The organism is Ruegeria sp. SAZD013, assembly GCF_059612525.1.
This window is the reverse complement of the sequence record NZ_JBXWQT010000035.1, coordinates 26,161-49,652: the sequence shown is the minus strand read 5'-3', so window position 1 is coordinate 49,652 and position 23,492 is coordinate 26,161. Positions and strand designations below refer to the sequence as shown.

Sequence of the window (23,492 nt, the reverse complement as noted above, 5' to 3'; positions counted from 1 at the left end):
GTCTTCCTCGTGGTTGAGCGCCCGACCCCTGTGTTGATCGGGGCGCATGAAAAACACTAATTCAGGAGCGGCATCATCGCTGTTGCAAGGCTCAGGACCAGGAAAAACCCTGCCATGTCTGTGATCGTTGTCAGCAAAGGGCCACTGGCGACCGCCGGGTCCTGACCGATGCGCTTTAACAGCAAAGGCAGAACGCCACCGATCGATACCGCGATGATCGTGTTCAAACCCAGCGCGCCGCCAATCACCAAACCCAGAAACGGGTTTCCTTTCCACATCCAGGCAACGAGTCCGATCAGCAGGCCAAGGACACAGCCGTTGATGATGCCGACCGAAACCTCTTTTAGCCAGACCCGCATAGCATCAATGGGCCGGACCAGACCAAGCGACAGCTCGCGCATGCTGACCGCAACGGCCTGATTGCCGGAACAACCGCTCATATCCGAGACCATCGGCAGGAACACAGCCAGAGCGATCACGGCAGAAAGGGTCTGTTCGTAGGCGGCAATCACGCTGGCCGCGATTACGTTGAGCACGATGTTGGCCGACAGCCATTGAAGCCGCCGCCGCGCCCTGAGCGGCAAAGGCATCGATCGCAGTTCGTCTCCAAAGACACCATGGCGTTTCAGGCTTGCCGATTCCGCGCGCTTCAGCAGGGCCTCATTCACGGCAGAGCGGGAAACGACACCCACAAGATTCCTGTCCGTTTCGACAACCGGCAACCCAAGAAAAGGGTGCTCATCGAAAAGGTCCTCCAGTTCTTCCAGCGGCATGCTGGCCGGAACCGTGATAGGGGGCACCATGATATCGGTGAGTTTGATGCTTCGCCGTGTGGACAGCAGGCTACGTAATGAAAGCACCCCGACAGGCACGCCATCGGAATTCAAAACGTAAGGGTGCTGGCCACGGTAACGTTCAAGGTCGTACTCTTCATGAGCGAAACGCCGCAGAACCTTTCCGACTGTATCACCATCGGAAAAGGTAAAGGCTTCGGCCACCATCAGACCACCGGCGACATCGTCGTCATACTCGACCAGTCGCCGGACATCCGCCGCATCTTCCGGATTCATCCGGGCAAGGATCGCTTCTGCATCGGCGTCTTCAAGTTCCCCGATGACATCCGCCTGAATGTCGGAATCCAGCTCAAGGATAATTTCGGCGGCCTGATCGGAAAACATGCGTTCAACAAGATCGACCGCCAGCGCGTTTGGCGCTTCTTCGACCAGTTCGGCCGCACGTTCCGGCGGCAGCAACGAGAGCGCGGCGCTTCGCTGGTCAACGGGCAGGTTGAGCAATTCCCGCAAGGCATCGCTGAGCGAAAGCGGATCAAGCAGGTCTGCCAGCGCCGCCCCGTCGCGATTTTCCAACGCCAGCTGAAGCTGCGTCCCTGTTTCCCTTGGTAAGGAGTCCGTATCGCTCATCCGCCGACCTGTGGGGGTAAAAGTTTCTTACTTTCACCCATATAACAGAAAATATTTGCCTATAGACAAAAAAATTTCTGATTTGTAAGAAAGTGCATGCAGGAAAATGACTGGATATCAGCCGCAGCCGAACGTCTGGCCGCCTTGTACGATCAGGAGTTTGGCGGCAAGGTCAGCGGACGGTATCGCATTCCGGACAAGCTGGTGCGTCGGATCGCCAGGCGCAGGCGTTTGTATGAAACAGATATCCGCGCCCTGTCGATCGCGCTTTTTGAACTTGGGTACGTGTTAATCGATATGGATAGTTTTTACGTTGTAATGAGCGCGAATTCGTTTGTGAATTACCGGCGCGCCAATGATGACAGCGTGGCTTAGTCGCCATGGTCAAACAAACAGGATACCCCGAAGTCATAGGATGGCGCGAGCGGATCAGCCTGCCTGATTTCGGGATCGAGCATATTCCGGCAAAGATAGACACAGGTGCCAGAACCGCAGCCCTGCATGCCGTGGACCAGACCGTGTTCGAGGTTGATGGCGAACGATGGGTCGAGTTCATGATCCCGGTCCATAACCGCCGGTCATCGGGCCGGGTGCGTACGCGGGTTGTAGACGAGCGGGAAATCAAGAACACTGGTGGCATTCCGGAACGCCGGTTGATCGTCAGAACACAGCTTCTGCTTGGACGGCATCGGTGGCTAATCGACGTTTCGCTGGCCAATCGCGCGAGGATGGAGTTTGATCTGATCCTTGGCCGTACCGCCATTCGCAGGCGTGGGATCCTTGTCGATCCCGGCCACTCATATCTTCTGGATGCACGAAAAGATCCGAAAAAGATGAAAAGCAAGACAAGATCCAAGGACGCAGAAGGACGACATCAATGAAGCTTGTCATGCTTGCCCGAAATCCAAACCTGTATTCCCACCAGCGTCTGAAAGAGGCTGCTGAACAACGCGGGCACCAGTTGGATATCGTGAACACGCTACGCTGTTACATGAATATCGCGTCGCGCCGACCCGAGGTTTATTACGACGGTAAGAAGCTTGGGCGCTATGACGCGGTGATCCCACGGATCGGCGCTTCGGTCACATTCTATGGGCTGGCCGTGTTGCGGCAGTTCGAAATCATGGGTGTCTTTCCGCTCAACGAGTCGGTTGCAATTGGCAGATCCCGTGACAAGTTGCGGTCCATGCAGCTGATGGCACGTGACGGGATCGGATTGCCGGTCACCACCTTCGCGCATGACCCGAAACAGACCGACGAAGTTCTCAAACTGGCAGGGGACGCTCCGCTGGTGGTCAAGCTGCTGGAGGGCACGCAGGGCATCGGCGTGGTGCTTGCGGATTCAAACCGGTCGGCAAAATCCGTGGTCGAGGCGTTTCGCGGTGCCAAGGTCAACATCATGGTACAGGAGTTCATCAAGGAAGCAGGCGGCACGGATATTCGTGCGCTTGTGGTCGGTGGAAAGGTGATCGCGGCGATGCAACGAAAAGGGGCCGAGGGCGAGTTCAGATCAAACCTGCATCGGGGTGGCAGCGCCAAGCCCATCAGAATCTCGCCCGAGGAACGCTCGACAGCCGTGCGTGCGGCCAAAGCGATGGGCCTGAATGTCTGTGGTGTCGATATGCTGCGGGCCAATCACGGTGCCGTGGTTATGGAAGTGAACTCCTCACCCGGGCTTGAAGGCGTTGAAAAGGCCACCGGCATCGATGTCGCGGGCAAAATCATCGAATTTCTCGAAAAGAATGCGGCCAAAGGCAACACGAAGACACGAGGCCGTGGGTAGAGGCGATGCGCGGTCCCTTTGAAATCGGGGGTTTTCGCGTACCGCCCGGTACACGAACCACTCTGGATTTGCCGGTCAGCGTGCTGTCGGATCATACCCCAGTGAGCATGTCAGTACACGTGGTTCACGGCCGCCGCCCCGGACCGGTCCTGTTTGTCAGTGCCGCCGTTCACGGCGATGAGGTGATCGGCGTGGAGATCGCACGGCGGCTGCTTCGGGCGCCACAGCTTGACAAGCTTGCGGGTACCTTGCTGGTTATCCCGATCGTGAATGCCTTTGGTTTCATGACACATTCCCGATACCTTCCTGACAGGCGCGACCTGAACCGATCCTTCCCCGGCAGCGAAGGAGGGTCGCTGGCCGGTCGGCTGGCGCATCTTTTCATGACCGAGATCGTCGAGCGGTCGGACCTGGGGATTGATCTTCATTCTGCCGCGATACACCGCACCAATCTGCCGCAGATCCGCGTCTCTCCGGCTTCGGATGTCACCCTCAAATACGCTGATGCGTTCGGTGCGCCTGTTGTGCTGATTTCAAAGCTGCGCGACGGGTCACTGCGCAAGGCCGCGCAAGAGCGTGGTGTGGATATCCTGCTGTTCGAAGGTGGTGAGGGTCTGCGTTTCGACGAACTGTCTGCGCGGGCGGGGGTTGCAGGCATCCTTCGGGTGATGAACGCAAAGGGAATGGTTGCCAAGCGTGGCATTGCCGCTGTGCGCGAAAAGCCTGTCCATGTCAGGTCAAGTTCGTGGATGCGCGCGCCCGCCGGTGGCCTGTTGCGGACTTTCAAAGCCGCCGGAGAATACGTCGCCGCTGGTGACCTGCTTGGACGCATTTCCGACCCGTTCGGAGAACTCAGGACCGATATCATCTGCGAAACCACGGGTATCATCGTTGGGCGTACAAATCTGCCTGTCGTTCATGAAGGCGACGCGTTGTTTCATATTGCTGAAACGACCGGCTCGGATGTCGAAATGCGGGTCGATACGATTGCCAGCCAGCTTGACGGCGATCCGATGTTCGATGAGGACGAGATCATTTAGATTTTGGAGCCAAAAGAAAACGCGGGGCAGTTGCCCGCCCCGCGCCAGCCTACAGGATTGCACGCAATCTGTTGCTCGCCAGCGCCTCCCAAGCGGCGAGCGCGATCAGCGCAGATCCCGTGAGCCAAGCATTTGCCACTGCCACACCATGACCGGTAAAATGCAGCACCTCCGGCGCGGCGATCAGTATTGCCCCAACCGCCAATACCGGAGCCACCCGTGCGAGAAGGTGGCCCCGGCCGCTAGCGCCTGACATGACCAACACACCAATACCGATCGTCATGAAGGCGAGCGACTCACGGTCAGACGAACCGTGAGCTAGGGTTTTCTGGCTGAACAGTACAAATGGGGACAGCACTAACCAGATACCCATCCCGGCAAGCATCCACCTGTAGGGTGGAGAGGGGTTTCTCATGTTCTTGGCAACCCCGGCTTATTCGTCACCTTTGGGATCAGGAAGCAACTCGGCCTCGACCGCGGCGACCATTTCTTCGTCATTGACGAAACCATCGGCATCCGTGTCAATTTCGGCAAAGCTCTCACTGGTAATATCGGGGTACTTTGTCTGTAGCTCGGTCAGCGAAGCCAGACCATCACCGTCCGTGTCCAGTCCTACCGGCAAGGCAGCGGCCGGAAGGGCAAGGAATGACGCGAGCAGAGCAACAACAGAAACTCGACTCATTTTGTTCTCCATCAGGGAATGGGCGGTTTACCCATTGAGGGGTTGGTGCAGCGCTAGGGTGTCGGAGGCTTATCTAAGGCAGACAGATTGCACCTGTTCCGCAGATCGGGTTGTCCACTTTGCGATGAAAACTGTTGATTGGCGGTCCGATCCGGTGGGGGCACTTTCGCGCTACAAGGCGTATATCGCACATTCGCATAGCGTTGAATAACGAATTTATATCGCCAATAATATCGAATATTCAAATAGGTGAACGATGGATATTGAACTCGCCCGAACCTTCCTTGCGGTCGTTGAAACCGGCACTTTTCTTGATGCAGCGGACAAGGTCCATGTTACGCAATCGACCGTTAGCATGCGAATCCGAACGCTCGAACAACAGCTTGGACAGCCCGTGTTTGAACGCAGCAAGTCTGGTGCGACCTTGACCATTGCCGGGCGGCATTTCCTCAAACATGCACAGGTTCTGGTGCGAACGTGGACCCAGGCCAAGCTGGATGCCGGTCTGCCTGCCTCGATGGCAGCTGCTTTGGAAATCGGCGCAACACCAAGCCTTTGGGACGGCTATCTGATCAACGCCCTTCCCGAGTTGATGGCGGCACTACCTGACGTCGCTATCCGGGCGACAGCGGCCCCGTCGGAAACACTCACGCGCGAGATCGAGGAAGGCAACCTGGATCTTGCCATCATGTACCGGCCGCGAAACGCACCTGGCTTGACCGCGCTCCAGCTTTTCGAGGACGAGTTTGTTCTTGTCAGCAGCGGCCCGGAAGCCCTCCCCGCTGATCTGGGCAACGCTTATATCCTGATAGACTGGGGCCCGGAGTTTCGCGCCGATCATATGCTGAACTTTCCAGGGCTTGATGCGCCGCGCCTTCAGCTGGGCATAGGCACCCTCGGCCTGCAATATCTTCGGTCGGTTCCCTCGGCCGGATATTTCCCTAGGCGCGTTGTCGAACCGGAACTTTGCAACGGGTGGCTCAAGCTGGTCGAAACGGCACCCAGATTCGCTTATGCCGCCTATGTCGTGTTCGATGAAAGCGAGGAAGAAGGATATCCGGGTCAGGCCGCTCGGCAGCTTTGCCAGACATCAAGTGCACGCGGCCAGGCACCGAAGCTTTGACAACACGTATTCACGCCTTTGCCGCGATCGGGTTCTAACATTGGATCGAACTCAGCCAGCCCCAGCGCATAGTGAATTTTGACCGCCCCCAGAAGGTGACGGGAACAAAAAGGGCCGCCCCAGCAAGACGGCCCTTCGAAAGTTCAGGAGGTCGGGTCGGTTAGATCAATCGACCAGCCGGAGCGAGCGCTCCGCCAAGGGCTGCCCTAACGGGCGATCCCCCCGGTTGTTCCGACACCTCTCTCCAATCTCTTTCTTGACACTGGATCACCTCCTTTTCTATCTGTTGCGGTTGAAAAGAAGCGTGCCACAAGTTGTGCCATTCTCAAAGCGTTTTTTTACACAGGCTGCGCAGTCAGCCGCGCAACGATCACCTTGAACGGGATCAGGGCGATCAGCGCCAGTGAAAGCTTCACCATCCAGTCCGCAAAAGCCAGCGTCACCCAATGCGGTGCCATCGGGCCGGACAGCATGAAAGGAACAGGTTCCCACGCCCAGTTGATTGCAGCGTCGGCATTGGCGCCGAAGAAAGTGACCGAAGCCGAAAAGGCAAGCGTGAAGAAGATCGCGGTATCCAGTGCCGACCCTACCAGCGTCGACACCAGCGGCGCGCGCCACCAGCGACCACCGCGTAGGGAATTGAACACGGTAACATCCGTCAGTTGCGCGATCAGGAAAGCGGTTCCCGATGCAACGGCGATGCGCAGCGGTACGGCAGCATAGGTGAACCCGTCACCCTGCAACATGATCTGGCTGCCGATCAGCGAACAGATGACACCGGTGACAAATCCGGCAAACACGACCTTGCGGGCCGGACCAACGCCATAGACGCGGTTCATGATGTCAGTGACCAGAAAGGCCAGCGGATAGGTGAAAGCACCCCAAGTCAGCAGACCGTCAAGGATCAGGAACTGGACCAGAATGTTCGAGGCCACAACAATGGCGGCCATGGCAATAATGCCGGGAATATAGTTACGTTGCATGTTTTGATGCCCGTTTTGACAAGGTAGCGGCGACTTGGCCAAGGGACCGTCCCAAGGCAAGCCGTGCCTTTAGACCTTTGCCTGCGCCCTGTCAATCGGGCAGCAGGTATTCCACAAGTTCGGTCCGCTGCACCGCCAGAAAGTTGTCATCAGAGATCATCGTGGCGCGCAACAGGCCCTGCCCGTCGCGCCAGACCGACAATCCTTCGAGGTTGTCATGCGCGCCCGTTCCGGTTTCGAACAGGGTTTCCTCGGCGCCTGGGTTCTCGTTTACCACGACCCATCGCCGCAGTCGTGATCGGAAACCGACCAAGGATACCTTGCGTTCCAAAACGTAAAACCGCCCATCGGGACCGAAATCCGCGGCAACGGGTTTAAAGCCGCCACGCTGTGGCAGAACAAACGGGGTCGACCATGTGTCGCCATTCCAACGGTAAACCGGAATGTCCCCCTTAGCGGTGCGGTTCTTTTCCGGCAAAGTGTAAAGCCAGCCGCGTCCATCAATGGCCAGAGCTTCGAAAGAACCATTTTCGGCAAGGTTCCGGAACGCATTCGGGCGTGGCAATACGCGCGCGCTGGAGCCCGGCGCAAGGTAATAGGCGACACGGTGCACCCCTTCGAACGAGATGAATATCCCGCTATCCGGCGTCACTGCGATCCCTTCGGAGTCACCTACGCCGCCTTTCATGATGTGTCCTTGGCTGGACAGCACCGGCCATTGACCAAGAACGTGAATATCCGCGATCTGGCCTTCGCTCCGCTCAATCAGCGCAGTCACGATCCGCGCCCGGTCGCTAAGCGCAATCATATGGCGTCCGTCGTCCGAGATGTGAATCGCTGAAAACCCGCCAAACCAGCTTGCTGGATGCCGCCAAACGAAACTATTCAGGTGGGCTGCGGATTTCACATCCAGCGCGGCGGCCACCGGGGCAAGAAACAGCGCTACACTCAGTTGGATTGCAAAACGGCGGAGCATTGTTGCGGCAAGTCGGACAGAACGTATTCCCGGCGTTTCTTCGGCGGCGGCGCATTCGGATCGGGTGGCGGCGGGTTCAGGATGTTGTGTACCCATTGACGGGCCTCAGCGCAGCCATCGCCCTTGGGGGGTGGGTCTTGATTCACGCAGCCCTTTGACCCTCTGGGACAGTTCAGTCGCACGTGGAAATGATAGTGATGTCCCCACCAGGGCCTAATCTTGCGCAGATAGTCGCGGTTCCCCTTTTCATCGTCGCACATCTGAACCTTGGCCCCAGGAAACACGAAGATCCGGGCGACGCGCTTGTCTTTTGCCGCTTCGCGCAACAGCGCATGATGCTGCTTGGTCCAGTTTCCGTTGACGTAAGCGCCATTGGAACGACGAAGAGAGATGGACGAGATATTTTCGCGCGACTTGCGGCTCAGGCGCATGTTATCGCCGGGCAACATCCAGACATCGATGTCCAGCCCCAACTGATGACTGCGATGGCCCGAGGTCATCGGCCCGCCGCGTGGCTGGCTGATATCCCCTATATAGAGACCGTTCCATCCCGGCTGGCTGGCTGCAAACCTGCTGAGGTCCTGAACGTAGTCAATCGTCTGCGGATGCCCCCAGTTGCGATTGCGCGACAAGCGCATTGCCTGCCATGTAGGCCCCGTTTCAGGCAGTTGAATTGCCCCCGCAGCACATCCGCGCGAATAACTGCCGAAAGCGGCCGGTTTTTGCTGGGAAGCTTGTTTCTGCGCCCCGAACAACTGCTTTGCCAGCGGTTCTGCCGCCGCAGTGCCTGCAAAAGCAAGCGCAGCCAAAACGATCAAAAAGCGTTTTATTTTCATCTGCTCTGATCCCCTTCAGGTCTCACCCAGCGCATCAGGAATAGACCCAGAATAAACAACAGAACGATGGGTGACACCCCCAGACGAGCGCTACCGGTCACCGTGGTGGCGATCCCGATCAGAAGTGGCGCAGCAAAGGCGGTGGCACGACCCGACAGACCATAAAGGCCAAAGCTCTCGACGGGGGTTGCCGGGTCCGTATGCCGGACCATCATCGACCGGCTACAGGACTGTAGAATGCCGCCCATGCCTCCGATCAGGATACCGCAGCCAAAGAAAACCACATCCGGCAAGCCTGACCCTTCGGACATGGCGATACCGAAAATCTGGGACCGGTCCATTGAGACGATGGTGATGCAGACAAGGATCAACACCCAGATCGCAACGATAATCACGGGCTTGGGGCCATATTTCTTATCCAGTTTGCCGCCCACCCAGGAAAAGGCCGCTGCGGCCAGAACGCTGACGATGCCGAAAACACCGATCTTGATCAGGTCCCATTCCAACACCAGCCGGGCATAGACCCCGCCAAAACTGTAAAGCCCGTTCAGCGCATCCCGATAGAACATGGATGAGCCCAGGTAACTGGCCAAACTGGTGCGATGGCGCAGGTTAGACACTGATTTTGCCAACAGTCGCAGCGCCTCGGCAACGCTGCCCTTTTTGTTTTTCGGTTCGTCGTCATGGACCCAAAGGAAGTAGGGCACCATGAACAGAATGAACCACCCAGCAGTAAACGGGCCAACAAAGCGCGTGCCCTGCTGTTGCGACGCATCCAGCCCAAACAAGGGGTCCATTCCGATCAGCGTTTTGCCGTTGGCCTGCTCCACAAACAGCGCAAGCATGATCGCCAGCGAGATCAGGCCACCGAAATAGCCAAAAGCAAAGCCCGAGCCGGAGATTTCGCCCACTTCGCTGTCATCACCCAGATCGGGCAGTTGGGAATTGATGAAAATCAGGGCGTACTCCGCACCGATGAAACCCAGACCGAAGGCAGACAGCATCAACCACATGTTCGAGCCATCGGGCATCGTGTACCAAAGCGCGCCGGAACCTACGGCGTACATCACGGAAAAGGCGAATATCCAGGGGATGCGCCGACCCGACACATCAGCCATCGCCCCCATCAGCGGCGCACCGAAGGCAATAATCAAACCGACTATGGTCATGCAGTTGGCCCAGACCACCTGTGCCTGTGCGTCTGCAGACCCTGCGTCCAGGCCGGATGCCAGATAATACTCCGCAGCGACACCTGCGAAATAAGGGCCGAACACGAACGTTACCAAAAGGGTGTGATAGGGCTGACTGGCCCAATCGAAGAACCACCAGCCCCAGATACGCCTGCGCTTGGATATTTCTGCCATTTCTGCCCCTGTTTTCTTGTTGTGGTCATAAAACGGGGCTTTGGGGCAATTCGCAAGCGCAGAGTTCAGCCTACTTGCTCTTTGCTGAAAGGGTGCTTAGGTCTCGACCAACAAGAAAACGGAGACCCCATGCTGTCGCTGATCCAAATCCTGCTGCTGATCCTGGACATTGTCTGGTTCATCATTCTGGCCCATGTGATCATGAGCTGGCTGATTAACTTTCAGGTGCTCAACCTGCACCAACAACTGGTTGCACAAATCTGGTACGGGTTAAATCGCATTTTAGAGCCTATTTACGGGCCGATCCGCCGCGTTCTACCCAATATGGGTGGGTTGGATTTGACCCCGCTGGTGGTGCTGATCGGCGTCTATGCTTTGCGGATCATCCTTATCAACAACGCGCCCTATTTTTACTGACCACTTGTTCACTGAATCTTAGTATGTGATTGTCCTGTCTTAAGAGCAGATAAACCTTAAAACAGGGCACCCCCGCATATGTTCGACGCCGCACCCTTGCTGCGAGATGTCTTTGGATTCGACGCCTTCCGCCCTGGGCAGGAAGAGATTGTCGACGCCGTGAAGGCAGGTGAAAACGTGATGGCGATCATGCCCACGGGTGGCGGTAAATCCTTATGTTTTCAATTGCCTGCCCTGCTCCGCGACGGGGTGACGGTGGTTATATCTCCACTCATAGCCCTGATGCGCGATCAGGTACGCGGCTTGCAAGAGGCCGGGGTCGAGGCCGGTGCGCTGACATCCGGCAACACGCCCGAGGAAACCGAGGCCGTCTGGGATGCGCTGGAGGACGGGCGGCTGAAGCTGCTTTACATGGCGCCCGAACGTCTGGCTGCCGGGTCTGCGCTTGGGATGCTCCGTCGGATCAACGTCAGCCTGATCGCTGTGGACGAAGCCCATTGCGTCAGTCAATGGGGGCATGACTTTCGCCCTGATTACCTGCGGATCGGAGAGTTGCGGCGCGCCCTGAAAGTGCCGCTGGCCGCGTTTACCGCCACGGCGGACGCCGAAACGCAGGATGAGATTGTCGAAAAACTGTTCGATGGCATTGAGCCGCGCAAATTTCTGCGCGGATTTGACCGGCCAAACATTCATCTGGCCTTTGCCGCAAAGGACGGGCCGCGCAAGCAGATCCTTGATTTCGCAGATGCGCGCAAAGGCCAGTCCGGCATCGTTTATTGCGGCACCAGAAACAAAACCGAGGTGATTGCTCAGGCCCTGCGCGCCGAGGGACACTCGGCCTGCTACTATCACGGTGGAATGGACCCCGAAGATCGCCGCATTGTCGAAACCCGTTTCGCGCTTGAGGACGGGTTGATCGTCGTCGCCACAGTGGCTTTTGGCATGGGCATCGACAAACCCGATATCCGTTGGGTCGCCCATGCGGACCTGCCCAAATCGATCGAAGCCTATTATCAGGAAATCGGACGTGCCGGACGCGATGGCGGCCCGGCCGAAACGCTGACCCTGTTCGGCCCCGATGACATTCGCCTGCGGCGTTCACAAATTGACGAGGGTCTAGCGCCGCCCGAGCGCCGCATGGCCGATCATGCGCGCCTGAACGCCTTGCTGGGTCTGGCCGAAGCCTTGGAATGCCGCCGTCAGACATTGTTAGGTTACTTTGGCGAGACCATAGCACGCTGCGGCAAATGCGATCTGTGCGACAGCCCGCCCGAAGTTTTCGACGGCACAACTCCGGTACGTATGGCCCTGTCCGCGATCCTGCGGACCGAGGAATGGTTCGGTACAGGCCATTTGATCGATATCCTGTTGGGAAACGAGACCGACAAAATCTGCGCCCGCCGCCATGAGGATTTGTCCACCTTTGGCATCGGAAAGGATTGGACGCGCCCGCAATGGCAGGCCATTTTCCGGCAGATGATGGGCCACGATCTGGTCCGCCCCGACCCCGACCGTCACGGCGCATTGCGCATGACCGAGGCGGCAAAACCAATCCTGAAAGGCGAGGCGCAAATCAACTTACGCAAGGATACGTTGCGCAATGCGGTACGTCGGCCTGCGGTCAAGGCAATGGTTTCCGAAGAGGACGCCCCGCTGCTGTCAGCGCTCAAGGCCAAACGCCGTGCCCTGTCTGAAGCTGCACGTGTTCCGGCCTATGTGATCTTTCCCGACCGCACGCTTATCGAGATGGCTGAAAAGCGCCCTGTAACGCTGGACGATATGGCCCGGATCGGCGGTGTTGGCGCCAAAAAGCTGGAACGCTATGGCGATACGTTCCTTGAAGTAATCGCGGGCGAAGCAAGAAGCGTTCATCCGGCGCGGCGAAAGCTGGCTGGACGCGATCAGGGTGAGATTTACGACCGCTTGATGAAAGTTCAGTCTTTGCTGTCGCGCGGTCCAGCCGGGATCGACAAGCCCCTGACCTGCTCGGCCTCACAATTGGCAAAAGTTGCGCAACTGCGCCCCGATGATCCCCGTGGAATTGCACAGGTGCTGGGTGATCGACGTCACGAAAGGTTTGGCGCCGCTTTTCTGGAAGTGCTGCGTGAGGCGGGCTAGATACCCCCGAACAGGCAAGAAAGAGGGCGGATATGCTGATCGTGATTTCCCCGGCCAAACGGCTGGACTGGGCAGAGCGGAATGTCGGGGTAACGCAGCCCGATTTTCAGGAGGATGCGATCCGGCTGTCCAAAACCGCTCGCAACCTGACGCTGGGTGATCTGAAGAAACTGATGGACCTGAGCGACGATCTGGCACGCCTGAACCGCGACCGGTATCGCGCTTTTTCGGATGCACCCGACGCCAAGGTCACACGCCCGGCTGCGCTTGCTTTTGCTGGCGACACATATCAAGGGCTTGAAGCTGCTTCGCTGGACGAAGACGAGCTGTTATGGGCGCAAGACCACTTGCGCATCCTTTCCGGGCTTTATGGTGTGTTGCGGCCACTCGACGCGATACAGCCCTACCGGCTTGAGATGGGCAGCAAGCTGAAAACCCGAAGAGGGAAGAACCTTTACGAATACTGGTGCGATCAGCTCAGCAAGGCACTGAACGCGCAAGGAGCCGAAATTAACAGCGACATTCTGGTGAATTGTGCCAGTCAGGAGTATTTTGGTGCGGTGGATTTGAATGCCCTGAACCTGCGCGTCATCACACCGGTCTTCATGGAAGATAGGGGCGGCACCCCAAAGATTGTGAGCTTTTTTGCCAAAAAGGCACGCGGTGCCATGGCGCGGTATGTCATCCAACACCGCCTGACCGATCCTAAGGCGCTGCTGGATTTCGACAGTGGCGGCTATGAATACCGCCCTGATCTGTCGGAAGCGGATAAGCCCGTTTTCGTCAGACCATATGCGGCCTGAAACCCAGGTCACTTGAACTTGCAACCCGGTGTTAATCGCCTGAAGAGTCCGCCAGGCGAGGTTGGGTCCGGGTTTGCGCCACGCTCACGCCGGGCTTTGGCGCCGGGCATGGTGTCTGCGACCGAGCAGACGCAATCGGGTTGGTGTTGCAGGATCATCTGGTGAATGCGGTTCTTGTGTAGCGGTTTGGTCAGGTAGTGGTCCAAGCCGGCTGACAGAATTCCCTGATCATCCCCCGCCATGGCATGGGCCGTCAGGGCAACGATTGGAACGTGGTGACCAGTTGAAACCTCGAGCCTGCGAATTTCCGCTGTTGCCTGTTTGCCGTCTATCTTCGGCATGGAAATATCCATGAAGATCAGATCTGGCTCGAACTCCTGATAGATCTCAACCGCTTCAATCCCATTCGAGGCAAAGCGAAGATCGATATTCAGATCCTTGACCATCTTCTTCAGGATCAATTGGTTAGTGCGGTTGTCCTCGGCGGCAAGAACCCTCATGTGTCGGGGGTGCACAGATTCAGAATCTTGCTTTTTAGAGACTGTTTTGTCCACATCCAGAGCGCCCCTTTCCAACGATTTGCCGTCGAGTGCCATCAGCCTGCCATACAACTCGGATCGAGGGATGGGTTTCTGCAAGACACCGTCGATCAGGTCACGGGCAGGATGCGCGTGAATCAAACCGGGGCTTGCAGACATCACGACCACCGGAATGTCACCCCACCCGCGATCCCTGAGCGCGACCGCAAGATCCAGCCCATCCATATCCGGCAGATCGTGGTCACAAAGAACCAGATCAATCTGATCATTCATCTGTGACAGCGCCTCGGTCCCCGACGTGCAAACCGTCACCTCAGCCCCCAGTCGCCCAAGCTGTTTGGCAAGAATGGCCCGGTTCACGGCAAGATCTTCGACCAGCAGGACATGTTTCAAACAATCCGCCAGGTTCGGAGGTTCGGGTCGCGGGCCTTCTACCGTGGGCAGTGTCACGCGAAAACCGAAACAGGATCCCTGGTCCGGCTCGCTTTCGACCCAGACCGTGCCACCCATCAAGGTGATCAGCCGCTTGGTGATGGCAAGGCCAAGCCCGGTGCCTTCAAATTGGCGGTTACGCTCGTCTTCGACTTGATTGAACTCGCCAAAAATATGGCCGGTTTTTTCTGCGTCGATGCCAATACCGGTATCTTCGATCGCAACATGGATATCACAGATCTGCGCATCCGGATTGGGCACCCCTGTCACCCGGACCAGCACATACCCTTCGGAGGTGAACTTGACGGCGTTGCCGACCAGATTGGTCAGAACCTGCCGTATCCGACCAGGATCGCCCACAAAAAGGGTTGGCAAGAACAAGTCGTAATCAACCAGCAATGTCAGGCCTTTATCGCGCGCACTGGGCTGTAGCAGCATCGCAACCTCAAGAATGCAGCGTTCAAGATCGAACTGCTCCGGGTGCAGAGCCAGCTTGTCCGCCTCAATCTTGGAATAATCCAGCACGTCGTTGATGATGACCAGCAACGCCTCGCCCGAATTTCGGATCGTGTTGACGTATAGCCGCTGCTCTTCGTCCAGCGTTGTCTCGTCCAGCAATTCGGACATGCCAACGATGCCGTTCATCGGAGTACGGATTTCATGGCTCATATTGGCCAGAAAGGCCGACTTGGCCCGGTTTGCCGCTTCGGCTCGCTCGCGCGCCGCCTTAAGCTCGATTTCATGCCGGACCGACGCTGTGATGTTGAGAGCAAGGCTCACCATATCATTGCCGCTGCCGCGCTGGTCGATCAGGCGGATATAGTGACCGTTCCAAAGCTGCATAACGATTGGAGGCGGGTTGGCGCGGCTCCAGCGGGCCAGCATTCTGTCCTGCCAGTCTTCCGCGGATTCGTCCCCGATATCGACAATACCTTCTGACGTCAGCAAATGCAGAATACGCGGGTATGATATTCCCGGCGCGACTTCGTCCAGACCTTCAAAAACGCTCAGATACGCGGTGTTTGCGCCGATCAGCCGGTTGTCACCGTCAAAAAAGGCAAACCCGTCCTGAATTGTCTGAATCGAGTGCCACAAGCGGCGTTCGGCAACCTCGATCTTGGCGTTGGCCACGCAGAGGTCGGATTTGACCTTTTCGTTTTCATCCCGAACGGTTTCAACCTCAGCCTGCGTTTCGCCAATTCGTTTGGTCAATGCCATGGCATGTTGACCCAGTTTGCGATTGGCTGCCGAAAGCTCGGCCTGTTTCAGGGCCAGCATCCGTTCAGCTGCCAAACGCGCGCGCCGTTCCTGTGCCAATTTATGTGCAAGAGTCATTTGATTGATTCCAGAACGCTCTGCGCACAGCATCCCGGCAGAGGATGAAAAACTGTTTAAGCCGTTGCACAACAGGCGCACGCCATGCAACGCTGTGCCCAAAGAGGAGGGCACCATGCGCCGCTTTGTTTTTATTTCAATAACTTACATCATTTCACTTTTAGTCTTGCCCAGCGCCACCCAGGCGCAGGATGCAGTGCCTGATTTCCGCTATGTCACGACGCGGGACGCAGATTTTTACGGCTCGGATCTGGATGCCCTTTTCGATACCGATCTGAAGTCCTGCATTCAGGCCTGTTCCGCCAATACGCTTTGCACTGCGTTAACCTACAACACCCGATCCAATGCCTGTTTTCCAAAAAGCGGTGTAAACCGGCAAGAGGCCTATCAGGGGGCAGTATCTGCGCAGAAAGTAACTACCCCAGATCAGACCCAAGCATTGGCTGATGCGCGTGCAAACGCGTTAAGCGCACTTGGTGCCGCCGACCTGAAGCAAGCCGTTGATCAGGCGCGCGATCTGGGCTTTGTTCATATGGCGCAAGGTAACGACCTGCAGGTTGTTCTGGACGCGGCACGCAGCGCCGGCAGCCCGCGACTGGCAATGATTTGGACTGGTGTGGCCGTATCGCTCAGTGACGCGCCCGATCTATGGGTGGAATACGCGCGCTTGTTATTGGCGATAAACCCTACGGACCGGAGTGAAGGGCGCGATCTGCACAACCGTGCGCTGAATGCCGCAACCAATGGCTATTTGCGCGCGGACGCTCCCGGCACGCAGATTGCCGCCCTGATGACATTGGCCCGCGCCCTGGAAGAGGTCGAGCGCGGGCGCGATATGATCCCCGTGCTGCGGCTGGCCCAGGAAATCCAACCACGCGAGGATGTACTGGTCGCGCTGAATGATGCCATCGGGAAATACGGGTTTCGCGTGGTCGACAGTTCTGTTGAAAGCGACGCCGCCGCGCCGCGGATCTGTGTTGAGTTTTCGGAACCGCTGGTCAAGGCAGGGGTCGACTATGACCCGTTTGTCCAGCGCAATGATGACGGGTTGGTGGTACAGGCTGAGGGCAGGCAGCTTTGCGTTGACGGTGTCGCCCATGGTCAGCGTTATCGCCTGACGCTACGCGAAGGCTTGCCCTCCGCCTCGGGCGAGGCGCTGAACCGCAATGTTGAGCTTGCCCATTACGTGCGCGACCGGGCGCCTTCGGTCCGGTTTCCCGGGCGCAGCTACGTTTTGCCGAAATCCGCTGACGCCGCTTTGCCTGTTGAAACAGTCAACGTCACCGAGCTGGATTTGATCCTGCGGAGGGTCAGCGACCGGAACCTGTTGCGCGCGGTTCAGCAGGATTTCTTCGGCCGCCCGCTCAGTGAATGGCAGGAAGCAGAATTTTCCGATGAAATTGCCCAGGATATCTGGACCGGCACCGCCGAAGTGGCCAACGAACTGAATCAGACCATGACTGCGCGCCTGCCCATGGCAGAAGCGATCGCGGATCAGCCCGCTGGCATCTATGCGCTGACCGCCCGTGTTCCGGGGGCCGATCCCTATGACGACCCGGGCGCGACGCAATGGTTTGTTCTGTCCGATCTTGGGATCAGCAGCGTGCTTGGCACCGATGGGCTGCACGTCACGGTGCGCGGGCTGAGCGACGCGGCTCCCCGTGCTGGTGTCGAGGTTTCACTGGTCACAAGCGCAAATGCGGTCATCACCCAAGCGCGGACGGATGAATCAGGTTATGTCCGGTTCGACCCCGGTCTGACGCGCGGCAAGGGGGCCAGCGCGCCTGCACTGGTGATGGCGTCGACCGGGGACAGCGATTTCAGCTTTCTATCCCTGACCGATCCTGCTTTTGACCTGTCAGATCGCGGTGTTGAAGGGCGTGCGCCCGCGGGGCCGGTCGATGTTTTTCTAGCCACGGATCGCGGCGCTTACCGGGCGGGAGAGGTGATCCACCTCACCGCCCTGTCGCGCGATGGTGAGGCGCAGGCTATCGAGGGTCTGCCCCTAACCGCAATTCTGTATCGCCCTGACGGCGTGGAATACCGCCGAACCGTCTCGGATGGCGGCATCGCCGGGGGGCATATCTTTCGTCTGCCTGTTGCGGCAGATGCACCACGCGGCGCTTGGCGGATCGAGATCAGATCTGATCCCAAAGGCGATGCGCTGGCGCGACAAACAGTGCTGGTAGAAGACTTCCTGCCGGAACGTATCGATTTTGAGCTGAACCTGCCGGACGCGCCCCTGCGTCCCGGCGACAGCCCACCGCTTTCGATCGACGCGCGCTATCTGTTTGGTGCGCCGGGGTCCGACCTGAGCATAGACGGTCAGGTTATCGGACGCCCGGCGGACACAGTGCCAGGCTACGAGGGGTATCGCTTTGGCCGCTATGACGCCGAGACATCGATCAAAAGCACCTATTTCGGTGACACGCGCACAGACGCAAACGGCAAAGCATCCATAGCTGTTGAAATCCCTGCATTAGAGACGGAAGGGCAGCCAATTGAAGCCGAGGTTATTGCGCGACTGGCCGATGGCTCGGGCCGCCCTGTTGAACGTCGCCTGAGCGTTCCTGTCCTGCCGTCGCAACCTGTGATCGGTGTCAAACCCATGTTCGAGGACGTAATCCCCGAAGGTACCGAGGCCGCATTTCAGATCATTGGCCTTGCACCCGACCTGACCCCCAGCCCGATGCGCATGCGTTGGACGCTGAACAAGATCGAAACGCGGTATCAATGGTATCAGCTTTACGGAAACTGGAATTGGGAACCGACAACCCGACGCACTCGCGTTGCCACCGGAGACGTTGACGTCGCCACTAACCCTTTGACGTTGTCCCAGCCCGTGGACTGGGGCCGTTACGAGTTGGTGGTTCAACGCGTAGACGGCACCTTTACGGAAACCGCTGTCGATTTCCATGCAGGCTGGTATCAGGCCGCAGATGCTTCGACCACGCCTGACCGGCTTGAGATGTCGCTGGATCGCGACAGCTATCGGGCCGGGGAAACCGCACAACTGCGCATCGTTCCGCGCATGGCAGGTATCGCCCAGGTCGAGGTGCTGTCGAACCGCCTGATCCATCGCCAAATGGTTGCCGTGCCGGAAGGCGAGACAGTTATCCCGATAGAGGTGACAGAAGATTGGGGTGCAGGTGCCTATGTCACGGCCACAGTGATCCGACCAATGGATGTTGCGGCCGGTCAGAACCCGGCACGCGCCATGGGCGTCGCCTATGCCGCCATTGATCCTGCGGATCGCACGCTGTCGGTTGCCATTGAGGTGCCCGAGGTTACCTCACCCCGTCATACACAGAAGGCCCTTGTTAGGGTCGAAAATGTTACAAGCGATGATCCAGTCTGGCTAACCCTTGCCGCTGTGGATGTGGGCATCCTTAACCTGACGGAGTTCGAAAGCCCAAACCCGCAAGAGTACTATTTCGGGCAACGCCGGCTGGGTGTGGACCTGCGTGATGTTTACGGGCGGTTGATCGACGGCATGAACGGAACGATAGGTACAGTTCGCTCTGGCGGCGACAATGACAACGGGATGCGCCGCCAGTCCCCGCCACCGACGCAAGATCTGATGGCAGTGTTCAGCGGCCCGGTTCAGGTCGGTGTGGGTGGCGAGGTTGAGGTCGACATCCCTCTGCCCGCCTTCAATGGTACGGTCCGCCTGATGGCCGTCGCGTGGTCACAAAAAGCCGTCGGGCAGGCCGAGGCTGACATGATCGTCCGCGACCCGGTGGTGGTTACGGCCAGCTTGCCGCGGTTTCTGGCCCCCGGCGATCAAAGCCGGATGCGGCTTGAGATTGTCCATGCGGATGGTGCATCCGGAGACATGGCGCTTGGCCTGACCACCACCGGTGGGCTGGAACTGAGCCCGGTACCGGCACGCTTTCTGCTGGAGGATGGTGGCAAAGCGGTGTTCGACATCCCTGTAACGGCCCATGTCATCGGCAATCCAGAGATCAGCGTTTCCATCACCACGCCAGATGGGCGCGATCTGTCGCAAACCCTGCGGATGCCGGTGCGGGCCAACGATCCCGTAATTGCCCGGACACGGCGCTTTTCGCTGGGTGCGGGTGACAGCTTTCTGTTTTCGCAGGATGTTTTTGACGGGTTTCAACCCGGCTCAGCCAAGGCCATCCTGTCAGCCGGAGCGCTGGCAAAGTTCGATATGCCCGGCCTGCTGGATCAGTTGAACCGTTACCCTTATGGATGCACCGAGCAGATCACCAGCAAGGCACTGCCGCTGCTTTACCTGTCATCTGTCGCGCAGGCCTCGGGGCTGGGCAATAGCCCGGAGGTGGATCAGCGCATCACGGACTCGATCCGAAGTATCCTGACTCGTCAGGCTGCAAACGGTGCCTTTGGCCTGTGGCGCGCAGGCAGCGGTGATTTCTGGCTGGACGCCTATGTGACCGATTTCCTGTCACGCGCCCGCGTGCAGGGACACCCGGTGCCGGATCAGGCTTTTGCGCAGGCCATGGATAACCTGCGCAATCGGGTCAATTATGCGCCGGATTTTGACGAAGGTGGTCAGGATATCGCTTATGCCCTGATGGTTCTGGCGCGGGAAGGCGCGGCGGCGATGGGCGATCTGCGCTATTATGCGGATGTCAAAGGGGATGCTTTCGACACGCCGTTGGCTGCAGCGCAACTGGGCGCTGCGCTGGCCTCGTACGGGGACCAGACCCGCGCAGACGCGATGTTCGTCCGTGCGGCGCGGATGCTGCAACAGGTGCCGAACGATCAGGAAAACCACTGGCGCGCGGATTACGGCACCCGCCTGCGGGATGCGGCGGGCCTGCTGACTCTGGCGGTAGATGCGGGCAGCGAGGCGATTGACCGCAACGCATTGATCCAACGGGTAAGCACGGGCCGCACTCCCCTGTCCACGCAAGAGGCCACATGGTCCCTGCTGGCGGCGCACGCGCTGGTGTCTGATCCGTCCGGCTCCGGTTTGACGGTCAATGGCGTGTCAGTATCCGGCCCCTTTGTTCAGGTTCTGCAATCCGGGCAGGCGGAAGAGGTCAACATCACTGCGACCGACGGTCAGGCAACCGATATCACCCTGACGGTGACCGGAATTCCCGAAGATCCGCCTGGGGCCGGTGGCACCGGCTATGCAATCGAACGGCAGTATTATTCGATGGACGGCGATCTGATTGACGCGGGCCGATTTGCCGTGGGGGACCGGTTCGTCACGGTTCTGACGGTCACGCCGTTTGAAAGCGGTGGGGCGCGTCTGATGGTAGACGATCCTCTTGCCGCCGGGATCGAGATTGACAACCCGAACCTGCTGCGATCGGGCGATGTACGGTCGCTGGACTGGTTGAATCTGTCTGATGCCACGCATACCGAGTTCCGATCGGACAGGTTCCTGGCTGCGGTTGACCTGTCGGGGCGCCAGACCGTGACGCTGGCTTACGTCGCCCGTGCCGTCACACCGGGCGTGTTCCACCATCCGGCGGCCTCGGTCGAAGATATGTATCGCCCCCAGAACCGCGCACGAACGGCGACGGGACGGGTCGAGGTGCAGTGACCGGCCATCGTTCATATCCTTGTTTGGGCGGCGCTCATGCCTAGGGTGCCGCGCCTGTTATTTGCGTTGGCCGGCGCTCTCTATCTGGCGGCATTGGCGCGGGATGGCGTTGACCGCTGGGTCGACGCCACAGTGCTGCCGCCTGTTCTGACTGAAACTTCGGTCGAGATACGGGATCGTAACGGTGACCTCCTGCGCGTGTTTCCGGTTGCAGATGGCATCTGGAGGCTGCAACCCGGTGCGGTCGATCCCAATTTCACCGCCATGCTGCTCCGGTACGAAGACAAGCGTTTCTGGACCCACGCGGGCGTGGACCCTGTCGCATTGCTGCGCGCAGCCGGGCAAAGCCTTTGGAATGGGCGCGCGGTTTCAGGCGGTTCAACTCTGACCATGCAGGTCGCGCGGCTGATCGAAGATGGATCGACCGGACGCTGGAGTGGCAAATTTCGCCAGATTAGAGTCGCATTGGCATTGGAGCGGCAGCTGAGCAAGACACAGATCCTGAACCTCTACCTGACCCATGCCCCCTATGGCGGCAATCTGGAAGGTATCCGTGCCGGTGCCCGCGCATGGTTCGGCAAAGAAGCGACCCGGTTGACTGCCGCACAGGCGGCCCTACTGATCGCTTTGCCGCAATCCCCGGAAGCGCGACGTCCGGATCGCAGACCCGAGGCAGCCCAAATTGCCCGAGATCGGATTTTGCGCAGGTTGGAGCGCTACGGCGTATTGACCAAGGCTGAGATGCGCGCAGCCCTGACGGAGACCATTCCTGATCGAACGGTCCCGTTCCCGCGCCTTGCACCCCATCTGACCGACCGCGTGAAAGGCCAAACCCTTGCAAACGGTGTATTTGATCTGACCCTGGATGCAGAGGTGCAAGCCCGGTTGGAAACTTTGGTCGCTCGGGCCGCGGCGCGCATAGGGCCGCGCGTGTCCGGAGCCCTGATCGCAGCAGATCATCGCGACGGCAAGATTTTGGCCTCGGTCGGGTCTGCCGGGTATCGGGATGCGCGACAAGGTTTCGTGGATATGACGCAAGCCGTGCGGTCGCCCGGATCGACGCTGAAACCTCTGGTTTACGGGCTGGCATTCGATCAGGGGCTGGCCCATCCGGAAACCCTGATCAGCGACAGCCCGGTGATGTTCGGGCGCTACGCCCCGCGAAACTTCGATGGCGTTTTCCGGGGCGATGTAAGGGTTCGGGACGCGCTGCAATTGTCACTGAATATCCCTGTCGTACGCCTGACGCACGAGCTGGGCCCCGCGCGCGTAATGGCGGCACTGCGGACAGCAGGATCAGAACCGCGCCTGAGCAGTGGTACACCCGGATTGGCAATATCCTTGGGTGGCGTCGGGCTGAGCCTGCATGATCTCGTACAGATCTACGTGACGCTGGCCGCTGGTGGGCAAGGCCCGATCCTGCGCCATGACACCCTGGCTGATGCACGGCTCACCTCTCGTGTTTTGTCCGAAAACTCAGCATGGCAGATTGCGGATATCTTGTCCGGGATCACAGCACCCACGGGCAGCACTTCAGGGGCGCTGGCCTTCAAAACGGGAACCTCTTATGGGCACCGCGATGCCTGGGCCATTGGCTTTGACGGGCAGCATGTCATCGGGGTCTGGCTGGGACGCGCGGATGGCACACCTGTTCCCGGCGCATTCGGAGGCGGCGTTGCCGCGCCGCTTCTGACCGAGGCTTTTGGTCTGTTGAAACCCGAACTCACGCCCCTGCGCCCACCGCCGCCATCAACACTGTTGGTTGGCGCAGCACAATTGCCGCAACCGTTGCAACGTTTCCGGCCCCGCGCGGCGGCTTTCGAAACGGACCAAACCGCACCTGATCTGTTGTTTCCACCGGAAAACGCTCTGTTAGAGACTTTCGGTAGCCCTCTGACAGTGAAACTACGCGGTGGTGTCGGGCCGTTTTCCGTTCTGACTAACGGCGTGCCTGTATTGACCGGGCAACGGCAGCGAGAATTCGAAATTCCCAATCCCGGACCCGGGTTTACCTCACTTGTTGTGGTGGATGCACAGGGCCAATCCGACCGGGCCTCGTTCCGGATCGACCAGAGCGCGCCCGGTTCCCGTTAAAAAA

At 58.7% G+C, this 23,492-nt stretch carries 18 protein-coding genes; 10 read left to right on the top strand and 8 right to left on the bottom strand.

Annotation, left to right across the window (positions count from 1 at the left end):
- Nucleotides 1-56: 56 nt before the first annotated feature.
- Nucleotides 57-1,421 (bottom strand): magnesium transporter, encoded by a 1,365-nt coding sequence (gene mgtE, locus AC2FLU_RS17205; RefSeq protein WP_496714617.1) that lies wholly within the window; start codon nucleotides 1,419-1,421, stop codon nucleotides 57-59.
- 96 nt (nucleotides 1,422-1,517) lie between these two features.
- On the opposite strand from mgtE, the gene AC2FLU_RS17200 reads away from it, so the two are divergent.
- The 4 genes from AC2FLU_RS17200 to AC2FLU_RS17185 are packed head-to-tail and all read left to right on the top strand — an operon-like array spanning nucleotide 1,518 to nucleotide 4,244.
- On the top strand, nucleotides 1,518-1,796 hold the full coding sequence (locus AC2FLU_RS17200; RefSeq protein ID WP_480474516.1) for a hypothetical protein: 279 nt from the start codon (nucleotides 1,518-1,520) through the stop codon (nucleotides 1,794-1,796).
- Nucleotides 1,797-1,801: 5 nt separating this feature from the next.
- On the top strand, nucleotides 1,802-2,302 hold the full coding sequence (locus AC2FLU_RS17195) for an ATP-dependent zinc protease family protein (RefSeq protein ID WP_480474514.1): 501 nt from the start codon (nucleotides 1,802-1,804) through the stop codon (nucleotides 2,300-2,302).
- Nucleotides 2,299-3,204 carry a 30S ribosomal protein S6--L-glutamate ligase gene (gene rimK, locus AC2FLU_RS17190; RefSeq protein WP_480474512.1) on the top strand — a complete coding sequence of 302 codons (906 nt, stop codon included), beginning with the start codon at nucleotides 2,299-2,301 and terminating at the stop codon, nucleotides 3,202-3,204. Before AC2FLU_RS17195 ends, rimK begins: the two co-directional genes overlap by 4 nt.
- A 5-nt stretch (nucleotides 3,205-3,209) precedes the next feature.
- Entirely contained in the window at nucleotides 3,210-4,244 is a 1,035-nt protein-coding gene (locus AC2FLU_RS17185) for a succinylglutamate desuccinylase/aspartoacylase family protein (RefSeq protein ID WP_480474510.1), read from the top strand.
- A gap of 49 nt (nucleotides 4,245-4,293) precedes the next feature.
- On the opposite strand, the gene AC2FLU_RS17180 is transcribed toward AC2FLU_RS17185, so the two are convergent.
- Nucleotides 4,294-4,629: an SPW repeat domain-containing protein gene (locus tag AC2FLU_RS17180; protein ID WP_496714616.1), complete on the bottom strand. Its 336-nt coding sequence runs from the start codon at nucleotides 4,627-4,629 to the stop codon at nucleotides 4,294-4,296.
- Between the two features lie 48 nt (nucleotides 4,630-4,677).
- Entirely contained in the window at nucleotides 4,678-4,926 is a 249-nt protein-coding gene (locus AC2FLU_RS17175; RefSeq protein WP_480474506.1) for an EF-hand domain-containing protein, read from the bottom strand.
- 256 nt (nucleotides 4,927-5,182) lie between these two features.
- On the opposite strand from AC2FLU_RS17175, the gene AC2FLU_RS17170 reads away from it, so the two are divergent.
- A complete protein-coding gene (locus AC2FLU_RS17170) occupies nucleotides 5,183-6,049 on the top strand; it encodes a LysR family transcriptional regulator (RefSeq protein WP_480494973.1) in 867 nt (288 codons plus the stop codon).
- Nucleotides 6,050-6,387: 338 nt separating this feature from the next.
- Here the strand turns inward: AC2FLU_RS17170 and AC2FLU_RS17165 are convergent, their stop codons facing one another.
- From AC2FLU_RS17165 to AC2FLU_RS17150, 4 genes are all read right to left on the bottom strand, one after another.
- On the bottom strand, nucleotides 6,388-7,032 hold the full coding sequence (locus AC2FLU_RS17165; RefSeq protein ID WP_496808123.1) for a queuosine precursor transporter: 645 nt from the start codon (nucleotides 7,030-7,032) through the stop codon (nucleotides 6,388-6,390).
- A 91-nt stretch (nucleotides 7,033-7,123) separates the two neighbouring features.
- The gene (locus tag AC2FLU_RS17160; RefSeq protein ID WP_496808122.1) at nucleotides 7,124-8,008 is read right to left on the bottom strand and encodes an esterase-like activity of phytase family protein; all 885 of its coding nucleotides are present in this window, start codon (nucleotides 8,006-8,008) and stop codon (nucleotides 7,124-7,126) included.
- A complete protein-coding gene (gene mepA / locus AC2FLU_RS17155) occupies nucleotides 7,981-8,844 on the bottom strand; it encodes a penicillin-insensitive murein endopeptidase (RefSeq protein ID WP_480474498.1) in 864 nt (287 codons plus the stop codon). The genes AC2FLU_RS17160 and mepA overlap by 28 nt, the downstream gene beginning before the upstream one ends.
- Nucleotides 8,841-10,208: an MFS transporter gene (locus tag AC2FLU_RS17150; protein ID WP_480474496.1), complete on the bottom strand. Its 1,368-nt coding sequence runs from the start codon at nucleotides 10,206-10,208 to the stop codon at nucleotides 8,841-8,843. Before AC2FLU_RS17150 ends, mepA begins: the two co-directional genes overlap by 4 nt.
- Nucleotides 10,209-10,337: 129 nt before the next feature.
- Between AC2FLU_RS17150 and AC2FLU_RS17145 the strand changes: the two genes are divergently transcribed.
- The 3 genes from AC2FLU_RS17145 (at nucleotide 10,338) to yaaA (ending at nucleotide 13,546) form a co-directional block, all read left to right on the top strand.
- A complete protein-coding gene (locus AC2FLU_RS17145; protein WP_170382138.1) occupies nucleotides 10,338-10,625 on the top strand; it encodes a YggT family protein in 288 nt (95 codons plus the stop codon).
- Between the two features lie 78 nt (nucleotides 10,626-10,703).
- Entirely contained in the window at nucleotides 10,704-12,743 is a 2,040-nt protein-coding gene (gene recQ / locus AC2FLU_RS17140) for a DNA helicase RecQ (protein ID WP_496812058.1), read from the top strand.
- Between the two features lie 32 nt (nucleotides 12,744-12,775).
- Nucleotides 12,776-13,546 (top strand): peroxide stress protein YaaA, encoded by a 771-nt coding sequence (gene yaaA / locus AC2FLU_RS17135; RefSeq protein WP_480606139.1) that lies wholly within the window; start codon nucleotides 12,776-12,778, stop codon nucleotides 13,544-13,546.
- Nucleotides 13,547-13,554: 8 nt separating this feature from the next.
- On the opposite strand, the gene AC2FLU_RS17130 is transcribed toward yaaA, so the two are convergent.
- A complete protein-coding gene (locus AC2FLU_RS17130) occupies nucleotides 13,555-15,852 on the bottom strand; it encodes a response regulator (protein ID WP_496808120.1) in 2,298 nt (765 codons plus the stop codon).
- Nucleotides 15,853-15,967: 115 nt separating this feature from the next.
- Between AC2FLU_RS17130 and AC2FLU_RS17125 the strand changes: the two genes are divergently transcribed.
- A complete protein-coding gene (locus AC2FLU_RS17125; protein WP_496808119.1) occupies nucleotides 15,968-21,394 on the top strand; it encodes an alpha-2-macroglobulin family protein in 5,427 nt (1,808 codons plus the stop codon).
- Between the two features lie 36 nt (nucleotides 21,395-21,430).
- A complete protein-coding gene (gene pbpC, locus AC2FLU_RS17120) occupies nucleotides 21,431-23,488 on the top strand; it encodes a penicillin-binding protein 1C (protein ID WP_496808118.1) in 2,058 nt (685 codons plus the stop codon).
- Nucleotides 23,489-23,492: the final 4 nt, after the last annotated feature.

What these genes read in the sequence shown, in the direction of transcription:
- mgtE (WP_496714617.1), bottom strand. Translation starts at nt 1,421, where the DNA reads ATGAGCGATACGGACTCCTTACCAAGGGAAACAGGGACGCAGCTTCAG.
- AC2FLU_RS17200 (WP_480474516.1), top strand. Translation starts at nt 1,518, where the DNA reads ATGCAGGAAAATGACTGGATATCAGCCGCAGCCGAACGTCTGGCCGCC.
- AC2FLU_RS17195 (WP_480474514.1), top strand. Translation starts at nt 1,802, where the DNA reads ATGGTCAAACAAACAGGATACCCCGAAGTCATAGGATGGCGCGAGCGG.
- rimK (WP_480474512.1), top strand. Translation starts at nt 2,299, where the DNA reads ATGAAGCTTGTCATGCTTGCCCGAAATCCAAACCTGTATTCCCACCAG.
- AC2FLU_RS17185 (WP_480474510.1), top strand. Translation starts at nt 3,210, where the DNA reads ATGCGCGGTCCCTTTGAAATCGGGGGTTTTCGCGTACCGCCCGGTACA.
- AC2FLU_RS17180 (WP_496714616.1), bottom strand. Translation starts at nt 4,629, where the DNA reads ATGCTTGCCGGGATGGGTATCTGGTTAGTGCTGTCCCCATTTGTACTG.
- AC2FLU_RS17175 (WP_480474506.1), bottom strand. Translation starts at nt 4,926, where the DNA reads ATGAGTCGAGTTTCTGTTGTTGCTCTGCTCGCGTCATTCCTTGCCCTT.
- AC2FLU_RS17170 (WP_480494973.1), top strand. Translation starts at nt 5,183, where the DNA reads ATGGATATTGAACTCGCCCGAACCTTCCTTGCGGTCGTTGAAACCGGC.
- AC2FLU_RS17165 (WP_496808123.1), bottom strand. Translation starts at nt 7,032, where the DNA reads ATGCAACGTAACTATATTCCCGGCATTATTGCCATGGCCGCCATTGTT.
- AC2FLU_RS17160 (WP_496808122.1), bottom strand. Translation starts at nt 8,008, where the DNA reads ATGCTCCGCCGTTTTGCAATCCAACTGAGTGTAGCGCTGTTTCTTGCC.
- mepA (WP_480474498.1), bottom strand. Translation starts at nt 8,844, where the DNA reads ATGAAAATAAAACGCTTTTTGATCGTTTTGGCTGCGCTTGCTTTTGCA.
- AC2FLU_RS17150 (WP_480474496.1), bottom strand. Translation starts at nt 10,208, where the DNA reads ATGGCAGAAATATCCAAGCGCAGGCGTATCTGGGGCTGGTGGTTCTTC.
- AC2FLU_RS17145 (WP_170382138.1), top strand. Translation starts at nt 10,338, where the DNA reads ATGCTGTCGCTGATCCAAATCCTGCTGCTGATCCTGGACATTGTCTGG.
- recQ (WP_496812058.1), top strand. Translation starts at nt 10,704, where the DNA reads ATGTTCGACGCCGCACCCTTGCTGCGAGATGTCTTTGGATTCGACGCC.
- yaaA (WP_480606139.1), top strand. Translation starts at nt 12,776, where the DNA reads ATGCTGATCGTGATTTCCCCGGCCAAACGGCTGGACTGGGCAGAGCGG.
- AC2FLU_RS17130 (WP_496808120.1), bottom strand. Translation starts at nt 15,852, where the DNA reads ATGACTCTTGCACATAAATTGGCACAGGAACGGCGCGCGCGTTTGGCA.
- AC2FLU_RS17125 (WP_496808119.1), top strand. Translation starts at nt 15,968, where the DNA reads ATGCGCCGCTTTGTTTTTATTTCAATAACTTACATCATTTCACTTTTA.
- pbpC (WP_496808118.1), top strand. Translation starts at nt 21,431, where the DNA reads ATGCCTAGGGTGCCGCGCCTGTTATTTGCGTTGGCCGGCGCTCTCTAT.